The organism is Geodermatophilus sp. CPCC 205761 (genome assembly GCF_051383655.1).
Taxonomy (GTDB): domain Bacteria; phylum Actinomycetota; class Actinomycetes; order Mycobacteriales; family Geodermatophilaceae; genus Geodermatophilus.
The window spans coordinates 22729-36191 of the sequence record NZ_JALPKQ010000004.1 but is presented as its reverse complement, the minus strand read 5'-3'; the positions used below and the strand labels follow the sequence as shown (position 1 = coordinate 36191).

At 74.3% G+C, this 13463-nt stretch carries 12 protein-coding genes; 4 read left to right on the top strand and 8 right to left on the bottom strand.

Annotated features, from left to right (window positions below; genetic code table 11):
* Positions 1-21: 21 nt before the first annotated feature.
* The 4 genes from MY526_RS03370 to MY526_RS03355 all read left to right on the top strand — a co-directional run bounded on the left by MY526_RS03370 (position 22) and on the right by MY526_RS03355 (position 5135).
* Positions 22-1614, top strand: coding sequence for a phospholipase D family protein (locus MY526_RS03370; RefSeq protein ID WP_436689087.1), 1593 nt, complete (start codon positions 22-24; stop codon positions 1612-1614).
* Between the two features lie 208 nt (positions 1615-1822).
* On the top strand, positions 1823-2458 hold the full coding sequence (locus MY526_RS03365) for a helix-turn-helix domain-containing protein (protein ID WP_436703250.1): 636 nt from the start codon (positions 1823-1825) through the stop codon (positions 2456-2458).
* A gap of 161 nt (positions 2459-2619) precedes the next feature.
* On the top strand, positions 2620-4365 hold the full coding sequence (gene leuA, locus MY526_RS03360; RefSeq protein WP_436703249.1) for a 2-isopropylmalate synthase: 1746 nt from the start codon (positions 2620-2622) through the stop codon (positions 4363-4365).
* 29 nt (positions 4366-4394) lie between these two features.
* Positions 4395-5135: a VOC family protein gene (locus tag MY526_RS03355; protein WP_436703248.1), complete on the top strand. Its 741-nt coding sequence runs from the start codon at positions 4395-4397 to the stop codon at positions 5133-5135.
* A 21-nt stretch (positions 5136-5156) separates the two neighbouring features.
* Here MY526_RS03355 and mnhG read toward each other — a convergent pair whose 3' ends face one another.
* From mnhG to MY526_RS03315, 8 genes are all read right to left on the bottom strand, one after another.
* Positions 5157-5582 (bottom strand): monovalent cation/H(+) antiporter subunit G, encoded by a 426-nt coding sequence (mnhG, locus tag MY526_RS03350; protein ID WP_436689079.1) that lies wholly within the window; start codon positions 5580-5582, stop codon positions 5157-5159.
* On the bottom strand, positions 5579-5908 hold the full coding sequence (locus MY526_RS03345) for a monovalent cation/H+ antiporter complex subunit F (RefSeq protein WP_436703247.1): 330 nt from the start codon (positions 5906-5908) through the stop codon (positions 5579-5581). Before MY526_RS03345 ends, mnhG begins: the two co-directional genes overlap by 4 nt.
* Positions 5905-6477 carry a Na+/H+ antiporter subunit E gene (locus MY526_RS03340; protein WP_436689074.1) on the bottom strand — a complete coding sequence of 191 codons (573 nt, stop codon included), beginning with the start codon at positions 6475-6477 and terminating at the stop codon, positions 5905-5907. The genes MY526_RS03345 and MY526_RS03340 overlap by 4 nt, the downstream gene beginning before the upstream one ends.
* Positions 6474-8159, bottom strand: a complete 1686-nt coding sequence (locus MY526_RS03335; RefSeq protein ID WP_436689073.1) for a Na+/H+ antiporter subunit D — start codon at positions 8157-8159, stop codon at positions 6474-6476. The genes MY526_RS03340 and MY526_RS03335 overlap by 4 nt, the downstream gene beginning before the upstream one ends.
* Complete coding sequence (locus MY526_RS03330) at positions 8156-8653, bottom strand: Na(+)/H(+) antiporter subunit C (RefSeq protein WP_436689071.1); 498 nt, start codon at positions 8651-8653, stop codon at positions 8156-8158. The genes MY526_RS03335 and MY526_RS03330 overlap by 4 nt, the downstream gene beginning before the upstream one ends.
* Positions 8650-11529, bottom strand: coding sequence for a Na+/H+ antiporter subunit A (locus MY526_RS03325; protein WP_436703246.1), 2880 nt, complete (start codon positions 11527-11529; stop codon positions 8650-8652). The genes MY526_RS03330 and MY526_RS03325 overlap by 4 nt, the downstream gene beginning before the upstream one ends.
* A gap of 74 nt (positions 11530-11603) precedes the next feature.
* Positions 11604-12263, bottom strand: coding sequence for a response regulator (locus MY526_RS03320; RefSeq protein WP_436703245.1), 660 nt, complete (start codon positions 12261-12263; stop codon positions 11604-11606).
* Positions 12260-13444: a sensor histidine kinase gene (locus tag MY526_RS03315; RefSeq protein ID WP_436703244.1), complete on the bottom strand. Its 1185-nt coding sequence runs from the start codon at positions 13442-13444 to the stop codon at positions 12260-12262. The genes MY526_RS03320 and MY526_RS03315 overlap by 4 nt, the downstream gene beginning before the upstream one ends.
* Positions 13445-13463 lie beyond the last annotated feature (19 nt).

The following is a 13463-nucleotide window of genomic DNA, read 5'->3' as shown; positions in this document are numbered from 1 at the left end:
ACGGGACGCTGTGATCACGGAGTGGACGATCCCGAGCGCTGGCTGCTGACCGCCGAGGAGCGTGGCAACCCCGCGACGTCGCTGCCCGCGTGGACGGCGGGCAACCTCGCCGAGCCACTGGTGCACGGCGCCACGTACTTCGACCGGCTGGTCGAGGCGGTGCAGGGCCTCGACGAGGGCGACCACCTCTTCTTCACCGACTGGCGGGGCGATCCGGACGAGCAGCTGCGCCCCGGCGGGCCCACCGTCGCCGAGCTGTTCACCGCGGCCGTGAGCCGGGGAGTGTGCGTGCGCGGGCTCGTCTGGCGGTCACACATGGACCGGGTGTCGTTCAGCAAGGAGGAGAACCGCGCCCTCGACGACGAGATCGAGCACGGCGGGGGCGAGGTGATCCTCGACCAGCGGGTGCGCCGCATGGGCAGCCACCACCAGAAGTTCGTCGTCCTGCGCCACGACCAGGACGCCACGCGCGACGTCGCCTTCGTCGGCGGCATCGACCTGTGCCACGGCCGCCGGGACGACTCCACCCACGCCGGCGACCCGCAGGCGCTGCCGATGGCGGCGGCCTACGGCCCGCGCCCGCCGTGGCACGACGTCCAGCTGATGCTGCGCGGGCCGACGGTGGGTGTGCTGGACACGGTGTTCCGGGAGCGCTGGAACGACCCGAACAGCCCGGACACCGACCACCCGCTCGCCTGGATCCACGACAAGCTGCACCACACCCGGCTGCACGCCGACCCGCTGCCGGACCAGCTGCCCCCGCCGCCCGAGTGCGGCCCCGTCTACGTGCAGAACCTGCGCACCTACCCGGCGATCCGTCCGCCGTACGACTTCGCGCCGCGCGGCGAGCGCTCGGTGGCCCGGGGCTACTCCAAGGCGATCAAGCGGGCCCGCCGGCTGGTCTACCTCGAGGACCAGTACATGTGGTCGGCCGACGTCGCGCGGATGTTCGCCCAGGCGCTGGCCGAGCACGAGGGGCTGCACCTGGTGGTCGTCGTCCCCCGGGTGCCCGACCAGGACGGTGCGGTGGCCCAGCGGTCGCAGTACGTCGGCCGGTGGCAGGCGCTGGAGATGTGCCGGGTCGCCGGCCGGGACCGGGTGCACGTCTTCGACGTGGAGAACCACGAGGGGACGCCGGTCTACGTGCACGCCAAGGTCTGCGTGGTCGACGACGTCTGGGGCAGCGTCGGCAGCGACAACTTCAACCGCCGCTCGTGGACGCACGACAGCGAGCTGTCCTCCGCCGTCCTCGACACCACCCGGGACCCCCGGGAGCCCCGTGACCCGGCCGGCACCGGGGACGGCGCGCGGGTGTTCGCCCGGGACCTGCGGCTGGAACTGGCCCGCGAACACCTCGACCGCGCCGCCGACGGCAGCGAGGACGCCGACCTGATCGACCCGGACGCGTTCGTCGCCGCGCTCGAGGCGAGCGCCGAGGCGCTGGAGGGGTGGCACGCCGGCGGTCGCCGCGGGCCGCGGCCCCCCGGTCGGCTGCGGCCGCACCGGACCGAGCGGCTGTCGCTGCCCGCCCGGCTGTGGGCCACCCCGGTCTACCGCTTCTTCGACGACCCCGACGGGCGCCCGTGGCGGATGCGCCTGGCGAAGAGCTGGTGACCTGACCGCAGGCCCGCGAGCTCCGCGCCGGCAGTCCCTCCACGGACGCTCGTGCTCTGCCCACCCTCGTGGGCAGAGCACGAAGGCGAGCCCCCCAGTACACCTCCACGGGCGCTCGTGCTCTGCCCAGCCCTGTGGGCAGAGCACGAGCATCCCCAGGTACGGGTGGTCGGCCCCGACGCCGGCGGGAGGCGGCGACGCTCGCCGGGTGACCGACAGCGACCTCGGCGGTGTGCTCCGGCGGATCCGCCGGATCGCCGACCTGTCCCAGCGGGAGCTCGCCGGGCACCTCGGGATCTCGAAGTCCGCGGTCGCCGCCGCGGAGAGCGGACGGTCCGGGCTCGACGCCCGCGCGCTGGCCCGCGCCGCCGAGCTGGCGGGGCTGCGCCTGACCCTCGTGGACGGCACCGGCGCGGAGGTGCCGGCGATGGACCCCGACGCCGTCCGGGACATGGGCGACCGGCGCTTCCCCGCCCACCTGGACACCCGCTACTCCGACGAGGGCTGGTGGCACGACGAGCACCGCTACAGCCGGGACCGGGTCTGGTACACCTTCGACCGGGACCGCCGGCGCCGCGACGCCACCCGCCGGGTGCGGGGCACGCCCGCCGACCACCAGCTCCCGCGGCCGGGCGACGCGCCCGAGCAACGGGCCGAGGCGCGGCGGCTGGAGCAGTGGCGCGCCCGGACGGCGGAGCGGCAGCGGAGGTTCCTCGCCGGCGAGCTGAGCAGCATCGACGACGGCTTCCGCTGCGACTGCCCACCCCGCTGCGACGAGCTCGACGACGGCTCCGGTCGGCCCGTGCACGCGCCGGACTGCCCGTGTGGCTGCGACCTGGGCTGAGCCGCTGCTACCGTGGGGGCGTGCGCGGCAGCCTCCTGCTTACCCGCCGCGGCGAGGCCCTCTCCTAGGTCGGCCCCCTCGCCGCGGAGTCCGCGCGTTCCCGGCGCACTGCTGACCGCCCCACCGGAGCTGAGTCCAGCCCGCGCCAGAGGAGCGACCCCGTGAGCAGGAACATGAGCGAGAACCACCCGCACGTCCGCAACCCCCAGCGGCCCTCGGGCATGCCGATCCACCGGTACGCCCCCTTCGCGCCGATCGTGCTGCCCGACCGCACCTGGCCGGAGACCGTCACCACGGTCGCCCCGCGCTGGTGCGCCGTCGACCTGCGGGACGGCAACCAGGCGCTGATCGACCCCATGACGCCCGACCGCAAGCGGCGCATGTTCGAGCTGCTGGTCCGGATCGGCTACAAGGAGATCGAGGTCGGCTTCCCGGCGGCCAGCCAGACGGACTTCGACTTCGTCCGCCAGCTGATCGAGGACGACCTGGTACCCGACGACGTCACCATCCAGGTGCTCACCCAGGCCCGTGACGAGCTGATCGAGCGGACCTTCGAGTCGGTGCGCGGCGCGAAGCAGGCCATCGTCCACCTCTACAACTCGACGTCCACGCTGCAGCGGCGGGTGGTGTTCGACTCCGACCGCGCCGGCATCGTCGACATCGCCGTCCACGGCGCACAGATCGTGCGCAAGCTGGCCGAGCAGATGCCCGACACCGACATCTCCTACCAGTACTCCCCCGAGTCGTTCACCGGCACCGAGCTGGACTTCGCCGTCGAGGTCTGCAACGCGGTCACCGACGTCTGGGAGCCCACCCCCGACCGGCCGACGATCATCAACCTGCCGGCCACCGTCGAGATGGCCGAGCCGACCGTCTACGCCGACCAGATCGAGTGGATGCACCGGAACCTGGGCCGGCGCGACGCCGTCGTCCTGTCCCTGCACCCGCACAACGACCGCGGCACCGCCGTCGCCGCCGCCGAGCTGGGCTACCGCGCCGGCGCCGACCGCATCGAGGGCTGCCTGTTCGGCAACGGCGAGCGGACCGGCAACGTCGACCTGGTCACCCTGGGGCTGAACCTGTTCAGCCAGGGCATCGACCCGCAGATCGACTTCTCCGACATCGACGAGATCCGGCGCACCGTCGAGTACTGCAACCAGCTGGGCGTCCACGAGCGGCACCCCTACGGCGGAGACCTGGTCTACACGGCCTTCTCCGGCTCGCACCAGGACGCGATCAACAAGGGCTTCAAGGCCCTCGCCGCCGACGCCGAGGCCGCCGGCAAGCGGGTCGATGACATGCCGTGGGCCGTGCCGTACCTGCCGATCGACCCCAAGGACGTCGGCCGCAGCTACGAGGCCGTGATCCGGGTGAACAGCCAGTCCGGCAAGGGCGGCGTCGCCTACATCATGAAGACCGAGAACCACCTGGACCTGCCCCGCCGGCTGCAGATCGAGTTCAGCGCGGTGATCCAGCGGCACACCGACAACGAGGGCGGCGAGGTGACCGCCCAGCAGATGTGGGCGGCCTTCTCCAGCGAGTACCTGCCCGACCCCCACGCGCCGTGGGGCCGCTTCTCGCTGGCCGGCCACCGGCACACCGCGCACGGCGAGCAGCTGGACGAGATGGTCGTCGAGCTGGTCGACAACGGCGTCCCGACGACGATCCACGGTCGCGGCAACGGCCCGATCGCGGCGTTCGTCGACGCGCTGAAGTCCGTCGACGTCGACGTCCGCGTGCTGGACTACGCCGAGCACGCGATGTCCTCCGGCGGCGACGCGCGGGCCGCGGCCTACGTCGAGTGCGCCGTCGGCGACCGGGTGCTGTGGGGCGTGGGCATCGACCCGAACATCGTCAGCGCGTCGCTGCGCGCGGTCGTCTCGGCGGTGAACCGGGCCCAGCGGTAGGAGAAGGACCAACTGCCGGAGGGCCCGCGATGTCGCAGCTGATCCCCTACCTCGCCGTCCGTGACGCGCGCGCGGCGATGTCCTGGTACGCCGACGCGCTCGGTGCCCGCGTCGTGGGCGAGCCGTACGTCTCCGACGACGACCGCATCGGCCACGCCGAGCTCGACGTCGGCGGGGCGACCCTGTACCTGGCCGACGAGTACCCGGAGCTGGGGCTGGGCGGGCCGGAGAGCGGCCGGGTGAGCGTCTCCCTGCACCTGACCGTGCCCGACGTGGACAGCGCCGTCGCCCGGGCGGCCGCGGCCGGCGGGACCGTCGAACGCGAGCCGGACGACGCCCCGTACGGGCGCATCGGCGTCGTCGTCGACCCGTTCGGGCACCGCTGGATGCTGCAGACGCCCGGCGCGTCGCCGTCGACGTCCCGGCCACCGGTGCGCCCCGGCGACGCGGTCTACCTGACCGTCCGGGTGCCCGACGGCGCCCGGGCCCGCGACTTCTACGAGGCGGTCCTCGGCTGGTCGATGAGCCCGGGCAAGGTGGACGACGGCTGGGAGGCGCAGGGCCAGACCCCGATGGTCGGGCTGCACGGCGGGCAGACCCAGGACCTCGGCGCCGTGCCGATGTACGCCGTCGACGACATCGAGGTCGCCGTGGCCGCGGTGCAGACCGCCGGCGGGCAGGCCGGGGAGATCGAGCAGGAGTCCTACGGCTCGTCGGCGTACTGCCGCGACGACCAGGGGCTGCCGTTCTGGCTCGGCCAGCTGAGCTGACGAAGGGCCCCGTCCCGAGGCTCACCCCTCGCGAGCTCGGGGTGAGCCTCGGGACGGGGCCGCGTCCTCGGGCGGGGCGTCCCCGGGCTCGTCGCCCTTGTAGACCGCGTCCTGGTACCGGCCGTCGGCGAGCTCGTCGACGAGCAGCAGGTCCCGGCGGACGTGCCGGCGGCGGTAGGCCACCCGGCTGATCATGTGCGCGCTCACGGGCGCGGTGAGCAGCTGGAAGGCGGCGACCAGCAGGAGCATCCAGGCGGCCGACCAGCTGCTGAGCCGGATCGCGCCGCCCACCATGATCAGCAGCACGCCGAGCACCTGCGGCTTGGTGCCGGCGTGCATCCGCGACAGGACGTCTGGGAAGCGCACCAGGCCCAGCCCCGCGGTCAGGCAGAGGAACGCGCCGGCCAGCAGGCAGCCGATCGCCACGACGTCCGCGACGGCGGTCACGCGCCGGCCTCCCTCTCCTCGGCGGCGACCGGCAGGCGGGCGTCCCGGCCGGCGTCCGTGCCGGTCCGCACCAGCATCCCGCCGACGTAGCGGGCGATCGACACCGAGCCGACGAACGCCAGCAGCGAGACGACGACCAGCACCGGCACCACCGTCGGGTCCCGCTCGAGGGCGGCGTACACGGCCAGCCCCGCGGCGATGATCACCAGCAGCGTGTCGGTCGCGACGACCCGGTCCAGCAGGGACGGGCCGCGCGCCAGCCGCACCAGGGCGAGCAGCGCGCCGCCGCCGATGAACGCGTAGAGCACGTAGGCGACGACGGTCACGGCACCCGCTCCCCGGTCGTCCGGCGCTCGGCGGACTCCAGCGCCTCGACGTCCGCGGCGGCCCCGAACGCGCGGACCAGCCGCTCCTCGGTGCGCAGCACGTGGGCCCGCTCCCGCTCGACGGCCGCCCGGTCGCGCACGTGCAGCAGGTGCACGGTGATCAGCTGCTCCTCCCGGTCGAGGTCGAGCACCAGGGACCCGGGGACCAGCGAGGTCGCCTCGGCGACCATCGTCAGCAGCAGGTCGGAGTCGGCCCGCAGCTGCACCCGCACGATCGCCGATCCGCCGTCACGGGCCGGCCGCAGCGCCAGCCAGGCGACCTGCGCGCCCGACACGACCAGGTCGACGACGAAGTGGCCGAGGAAGGCCAGCAGCGGCACCGGGCGCACCCGGACGCCCCCGACCACGTGCGGCAGCGGCAGCACGACCAGCACGACCAGGGCCACGAGCAGGCCGCTGAGCACGTTCGCCCAGGACCAGGTGCCCCACAGCAGGATCCAGACGAGCACCAGCCAGACGACCAGCGGCACCTGGTGCCGCAGCCGGGTGGCGGCCGGTTCGACGCTCACGGTCCCTCCGGTCCGAACACGGCGGAGATGTAGGGAGTGCGGTCGACCAGGTCCGCCGCGGCCCGGTCGGCGATGCCGTAGAGCGGGCCGGCCAGCCCGGTGAGCGCCACGGTGAGCGCGACCAGCGCCGCCGTCGCGGCCACCATCGTCGACGGCAGCGGCCGCAGCGCCCGGGTGCTGGACGCCGCGGGCGGGAGGTCGGGCTCGGCGGCGGTCGCCACGCGGGTGTGCCGGCGCCAGGCGTCCTGGAAGGCGGTCCGCGGCCCCTCGCCGTCGGGCGACGGGCCGCCGTCCGGGGTGCGCCCGTTGCCCGAGCCGGCGTCGGCCGCGGCCGCGGCGGCGGTGTCGTCGGCCGGGGCCTGCGTCGGGGACCGCCAGAAGGCGCGGGTCCAGACGCGGGCGATGGCCAGCAGGGTGAGCAGGCTGGTGACCACACCACCCGCGACCAGCACCAGCGCCATCGCGCTGCCCTCGGCGACCCCGGCCTGGAGCAGCCCGAGCTTGCCGATGAACCCCGACAGCGGCGGGATGCCGGCCAGGTTCATCGCCGGCACGAAGAACAGGACGGCCAGCAGCGGCGAGCGCCGGGCCAGGCCGCCCAGCTTGTCCACCGAGGTGGTGCCGCCCTGCCGCTCGACCAGCCCGGCCACGAGGAACAGCGTGGTCTGGATGGCGATGTGGTGGGCGACGTAGAACACCGCGCCGGCCAGCCCGCCCGCCGTCCCCAGGGCGATGCCGAAGACCATGTAGCCGATGTGGCTGACCAGGGTGAACGACAGCAGCCGCCGCAGGTCGGTCTGCGCGACCGCGCCGAGGATGCCGATGAGCATCGTGGCCAACGCTGCCCACATGAGCAGGTCGTCGAGCGCTCCGTTCGGGAACAGCAGCGTCTGGGTGCGGATGATCGCGTAGACGCCGACCTTGGTGAGCAGGCCGGCGAAGACCGCGGTGACCGGCGCCGGGGCGGTCGGGTAGCTGTCGGGCAGCCAGGCCGACAGCGGGAAGACCGCCGCCTTGATGCCGAACGCGATGAGCAGCATCGACTGCAGCAGCACCTGGGTGCCCTCGGGCAGCTCGGCGAGCTTGATCGCGAGGTCGGCCATGTTGACCGTGCCGGTCGCGGCGTACACCAGCCCGATGGCGGCCAGGAAGATCAGCGAGCTGGTCAGGCTGACGATGACGTAGGTGATGCCGCCGCGGATGCGGGGCGCCGTGCCGCCCAGGGTGAGCAGCACGTAGGAGGCCACGAGCAGGATCTCGAAGCCGACGTAGAGGTTGAACAGGTCCCCGGCGAGGAAGGCGTTGCTCACGCCGGCCACCAGCACGAGGAACGTCGGGTGGAAGATCGACAGCGGCGTCTGCTCCGATCCGTCGGCCGAGCCCTGGCCGACGGCGAAGACGAGGACGCCGAGGGCCACGGTCGAGGCGACGACGAGCATCAGCGCCGACAGCCGGTCGACGACGAGCACGATGCCCAGGGGGACGGGCCAGTCACCGACCGAGATCGCGTTCGCGCCGTCGGCGTCGGCCATGAGCAGCAGCACCACGGAGACGACCAGCACCGACGTCAGGACGGCGAGGCTCAGGGCCCGCTGGAACCGGGGGTGCCCGGAGATGAGCAGGGCGCCGGCCGCCCCGAGCAGGGGCAGCAGGACCGGCAGCGGGACGAGGACGCGGCTCACCGGGCCCCCGTCCCGGCCGGCAGGTCGACGTCGTCGGCGGGCAGCTCGTCGGCGTCGGGGCCGTGCAGGCTGTCGGCGTGCCCGGCGATGCGGTCGTCGGGGGACAGCTCGTCGGGGTCCAGCTCGTCGGCGTCGGTGGCCGAGCGGGCGGCGACCCGGCGGTCCTCCTCGTCGGTGCCGACGACCTCCTGGTGCACCAGCCGCCAGGAGCGGTGGATCATCGCCAGCACGAACGCCGAGACGCCGAAGGTGATCACGATCGCGGTGAGGATGAGCGCCTGCGGGAGCGGGTCGTTCATCTCCTCCGGCTCGGAATAGCCCAGGATCGGCGCCAGCCCGGCCGGGCCCCCGGCCGACAGCACCAGCAGGTTCGTGGCGTTGCCCAGGAGCAGGAAGCCCAGCAGGACGCGGGTGAGGCTGCGGTCGAGCAGCAGGTACACCCCCGCCGCGTAGAGGCCGCCGATGATCACCGGCAGCACGATCGTCGGGGTCATCGGACCACCACCTCCCCGGGTGTGAGCTCGATCGGGTCCTCCTCGTCCTCCTGGCGGTCCAGCTCGGCGCCGAGGCTGCGCAGCACGTCGAGGACCAGGCCGACGACGATGAGGTAGACCCCCATGTCGAAGAACAGGGACGTCACCAGCTTGATGTGGCCGAGCACCGGGACGTCGATCTCGAGGATCGCCGTCTGCAGCACCTCGCCCCCCAGCAGCAGGCCGGCCGCGCCGGTGCCGCCGGCGAACAACAGCCCGGCGCCGAGCAGCAGGCCGGGCGCGACCGGGGCGGCCTCACCCAGCTCGTAGCGCCCACCGGCGAGGTAGCGCAGCACGAGGGCGAGCCCGGCGACCAGCCCGCCGGCGAACCCGCCGCCGGGCTCGTTGTGCCCGGAGAACAGCAGGTAGACGGAGAAGACCGTGATCGTGTGGAACAGGATCCGGGTGATCACCTCGAGCACCACCGAGCGACGGGCCGGGTCGAGGGTGCCGGTCGCGGCCAGCCACCGGTTCCGCGGCGCCCGGGCGGCCCGTGGGCCGCCGGCCCGGGACCGCTCGGAGGGGTCCGCCCGCTCCACACTGCCGGTGCGACCGCGCAGGAAGACCAGGCTGGCCACGCCGGTCGCGGCGACGACCAGCAGCGAGATCTCGCCCATGGTGTCCCAGGCCCGGATGTCGACCAGGATCACGTTGACGATGTTCTTGCCCCCGCCGAAGGCGAACGCCTGCTCGGGGTAGTCGGCCGACACCGGGGTCGCGGTCCGGACGGCCAGCGCCACGGCACCGACGGCGGCCATGAACGCCCCGACCGCCACGGCGATCACGCCGCGGACGGCGCGCTCGCGGGGCAGGTGCCGCTCGGTGATGTCCTTGGGCAGCTTGCGCAGCACGAGGACGAAGACGACGAGGGTGAGCGTCTCGACGAGGAACTGGGTGAGCGCGAGGTCCGGCGCACCCTGCAGGGCGAAGAGGACGGCGGTCCCGTACCCGGTCACCCCGACGACGAGCACCGCCGAGAGCCGCTGCCGGATGCGCAGCGCGAGCAGCGCGGCGGTGATGACGACCACGCCGACCATCGCCTGCACCGGGGTGTCCCACGCCCGCCACTCGCCCGGCCACGGTGCCCGGGTGAGCAGGATCGTGCCCGGCAGCGCGAGCACCGCGACCAGGATCGTGCCGAGGTAGGCCGGGAGCGAGCCGCGCTGGGTGGTGCCGGTGACCAGCACCGAGAGCCGGTCGAGGCCCTGGATGACGTTCCAGTACCCCTCGTCGGCCGACGCCCCGACGGCCAGCCGGCGCTGCAGCCGGTTCAGCGGGGTGCGGGCGGCGAACAGCGCGGCACCGCCGGCAAGTGTGACCGCCGTCAGCGCGAGGGCGGGCTGCAGGCCGTGCCAGAGCGCCAGCTCCTCGTACTCGGGGGCCAGCAGCGGCAGCGCCTCGGCGTACGCACCGACCAGGGGCTCGAGCAGCGGGCTGGCCGGCCCGGCGACCAGCCCCGCTCCGGCGAGGACGGCGGGCCCGGCCAGGAACAGCGCGCCGGGCGGGTGGGCGACCTCGCTCTCGGCGACCCCCGGCTTGCGGGCGAAGGCGCCCCACAGGAAGCGGAAGGTGTAGGCGGCGGTGAGCACCGAACCGACCAGCAGGCCGGTGAGCTCGACCGCGGCCACACCGCGCGAGGCCAGCCCGCCCTCCCACAGCGCGGTGAAGGCGGCCTCCTTGCCGACGAAGCCGAGCAGCGGGGGCACCCCGGCCATCGACGCCCCCGCCAGCAGCCCGATGACGGCCAGCACCGGCAGCCGCCGGCCCAGCCCGGAGAGCTTGCGCAGGTCCCGCGTGCCGGTGGCGTGGTCCACGATGCCGACGGTGAGGAAGAGCGTCGACTTGAACAGCGCGTGGGCGATGGTCATGGCCAGGCCCGCGGCGGCCATCTCCCGGCTGCCGGCACCGACCAGCACCAGCAGGAAGCCCAGCTGGCTGACGGTGCCGAAGGCCAGCAGCAGCTTGAGGTCGTTCTGGCGCAGCGAGCGGTACCCGCCGACGAGCATCGTCGCCAGGCCCAGCCCGAGCACGACCGGCCGCCACCCGGGCACGTCGGCGAAGCCGGGCGCCAGCCGCGCAACCAGGTAGATGCCGGCCTTCACCATCGCCGCGGCGTGCAGGTAGGCGCTGACCGGGGTCGGCGCCTCCATGGCCGCGGGCAGCCAGAAGTGGAACGGCACCATCGCCGACTTGGTGACCGCGCCGGCGAGCACCAGCGCCGTCCCGGCGACCATCGCGGTGCCGCTGCCCGGGTCGGCGACGACCTCCGAGAGCAGGAACGAGCCGCTGGCCTGCCCGATCAGGATGAGCCCGACCAGCATGGCCAGTCCGCCGGCGGTGGTGAGGATCAGCGCCTGTGACGCCGCCCGCCGCGCCGCCAGCCGCCGCCCGGACCCGCCGATGAGCAGGAAGGAGAAGACGGTGGTGAGCTCCCAGAACACGTAGAGGAGCAGCAGGTCGTCGGCGAGGACGAGGCCGAGCATGGAGCCGGCGAAGGCGGTCAGGCTCCCGGCGAAGCGGCCGGTGCCCTCGTCGTCCGGCCCGAAGTAGCGCGCGCAGTAGACGAAGACGAGGGCGCCGACGCCGGTGACCAGCGCGGCGAAGGCGAGGGCGAGGGCGTCGAGCCGCAGCGCGACGTCGAGGTCGAGGGCGGGGATCCACGGCACGGTCTCGCGGACGTCGTCGCCGGCCAGCACCCGGCCCAGCTGCGCCATGGTCCAGGCGAAGCCGGCGGCCGGGACCAGCGCGAGGGCCAGGAACGCCTGCCTCCCCCACCACCGCACGAGGAGCGGCGCCAGGACGGCGGCCAGCAGGTGGAGGAGGAGCAGAACTAGCACGGGTCTCCCGGGAGTCGGAGGGCGGCTCGGGGACCACAGACGTCGGTCGTCGACGGCCGGCGGTGCTGCCCACTTTACCTGCCAGGCGTGACCAGCCCGCTCTCGTAGGCGAAGGCGACCGCCTGCACCCGGTCCCGGAGACCCAGTTTCAGCAGCAGCCGGCTCACGTGCGTCTTGACCGTCGCCTCGCCGAGGTGGAGCCGGGCGGCGATCTCGGCGTTGGACAACCCGGCGGCGACCAGCGCGAGGACGTCGGTCTCCCGATCGGTGAGCTGGGCCAGCGCACCGGCCCGCTCGGGGTCGGGGGCGGGGGCCGCGGCGAAGGACTCGATGACGCGCAGCGTCACCGCGGGGTCGAGCAGCCCGTGCCCGGCGGCGACGGTGCGGACCGCGGCCACCAGGTCCTCGGGCGGCGCGACCTTGAGCAGGAACCCGCTCACCCCGGCGCGCAGGGCGGCGGCCACGTACTCGTCCTCGTCGAAGGTGGTGAGCACGATGACGCGGGTCGGCAGGTCGGCGGCGGCCAGCCGGCGCGCGGTCTCGAGGCCGTCCATGCCCGGCATGCGGACGTCGAGCAGGACGACGTCCGGCCGCGTCTGCGTGATGACCCGCACGCCGGAGGCTCCGTCGGCCGCCTCGCCGACCACCTCGATGTCGGGTTCGGCGGCGAGCACCATGCGCAGCCCGGTGCGCACCATCGCCTGGTCGTCGACCAGCACCACCCGGATCGTCACGCGGGGACCCCGGCCCTCGGGACGGCCGGCACCGCGAGTGGGAACGTGGCGCGCACGCGGTACCCGCCGCCGCGGACCGGCCCCACCTCCAGCCGCCCGCCCGCGACCGCCACCCGCTCCCGCATGTGCAGCTGCCCGTGCCCGCCGCGGCCGGGGGACGGCGGCGGCGTCGCCACCCGGGGCCGGCCGTCGTCGGTGACGGTGACGGTGACGGTGACCCGGTCGGGCGCGTGGTCCACCGTCACGGTGGTGGCCGCGGCGCCCGCGTGACGGACGACGTTGGACAGCGCCTCCTGGACCACCCGGACGGCGGAGACGTCGACCAGCTGCGGCAGCTCCACCGGCTCACCGGTGACCACGAGGTCGATCGGCATGCCGCCGGTCCGCAGCTCGCCCAGGACGGCGTCGAGGCGGGACAGCGACGGCAGCGGGGCCGGCTCGCCGTCCGGCTGCTCGCGGAGGATGCCGACGACCCGGCGCATCTCGTCGACCGAGTCCCGGCCGAGCCGCTCCAGGCCGCGCAGCACCTCCTGCGCCTCGGGGTGGTCGGGCAGCAGCCGGCGCAGGCCACCCATCTGCAGCACCATAACGCTCACCGCGTGCGCGACCGAGTCGTGCACCTCGCGGGCGATGCGGGCCCGCTCGGCGGTGGTGGCCGCGGCGGCGATGGTCTCCTGCTGCCCGGCCAGCCGAGCGGCGAGCACCTGCAGCTCCGACGCCCGGTGGCGGGACTGCGCGACCAGCGCCCCCACGACCGCGGCGGCACCGAGCACGAGCACGTAGAAGACCGACTCCCAGGCGTTGGGTGCGAAGGCGGCCGCGAAGCCGGTCACCAGGACGATCGACGTGCCCGCGGCGACGGCACCGCGCCGGGGCGGCAGCACCGCGACGGCGTGGCCGACGAGCAGGCCCATGCCGATCAGCTGGGCGCCGCCCGGCCCGGGTGCGCCGCCCGTGACGTTGAAGGCCACGGTGAGCACGCCCAGCACGGGGGCGAGGGCCGGCAGCTGCGGGCTGACGGCCAGGAGCACCCCGGTCAGCAGGCCCGGCACGACGAACAGCCAGTCCTGGCGGGTCACGTCGTCGATGAGCCACTCGAACACCGACATCGCACCCAGCAGCGCCCCCACGGCCGGCCAGAGCAGACGACGGGTGCGCGGGGGAACCGACCAGCGGGGCACGAGGGAGCACGCTAGGAGC